Annotated in this window: 1 protein-coding gene and 1 pseudogene; both read right to left on the reverse strand. The window is 44.2% G+C overall.

Going from position 1 to position 724, the window contains the following annotated elements:
• Positions 1–101 precede the first annotated feature (101 nt).
• A pseudogene (locus ACLD9W_RS12395) lies at positions 102–407 on the reverse strand (transposase); the annotation flags it as partial.
• Between the two features lie 132 nt (positions 408–539).
• A partial coding sequence (locus ACLD9W_RS12400; protein WP_410842288.1) for a hypothetical protein occupies positions 540–724 on the reverse strand: 185 nt, incomplete at its 5' end.

Below are 724 nucleotides of genomic sequence, written 5' to 3' on the forward strand. Positions count from 1 at the left end.
GCTCAATCAGTTTGTTTTGTTTGTACTGACTCAGACGACTTTTTCTCATAAGGAAAATTCTAACTTAAACGGAATCTCCTGAGTTATCTAGGACAGCCCCTAACCTTTTGCAGCGTGGCTTTGGAGGCATCGGGTACGATTTCTGTATAGACCTTATCTCCCCGTTTGAGTACCCCAAAGACGATGGTTTTACCACCAGCACCGCGTCCGCGTTTGCCACGAATACGCTTCGCGCCAAAGTAGGATTCGTCAAGTTCAATAACGCCATCAAAAGGAGTTAGCTGCTCGCATTCAGCAGCTAACCGTTGTCGCAATTTCAAGAATAGCGTATTGATACTTCTGACACTGATGCCGGTTAATTTGGCAGTATCAGAAGCAGTCAAATCCAAGGTAAATAGCCGTAGAATTTGACGAAATTATGGTTCAGAAATTTTGCTAAACTTTTGATACTTGTTTTTTAATTTCATTTCAGAAGCTTATCACTGTTTTTGTTGATTTTGCTTCCTAAGCCCCTTTGTTTTTTATTTGACTAAATTTGTTTACGAATCAAACCAGGTCAAAAAAACAGATGCAAAACAGATGCTAACGCTACAAATCCGGTAGAGTAATCCGCACCACTCGCCCCACGCCGCCAGCCGCACAAGCAGCCGCAGAGCCCTCGCGAAGCTGCGGTTTCCTGATCCGTAAAAGGACAAGCCGCCGAATATCAAAATCGGCGGCTGCG

The organism is Neisseria sp. WLZKY-1 (genome assembly GCF_046546535.1).
Taxonomy (GTDB): Bacteria; Pseudomonadota; Gammaproteobacteria; order Burkholderiales; family Neisseriaceae; genus Neisseria.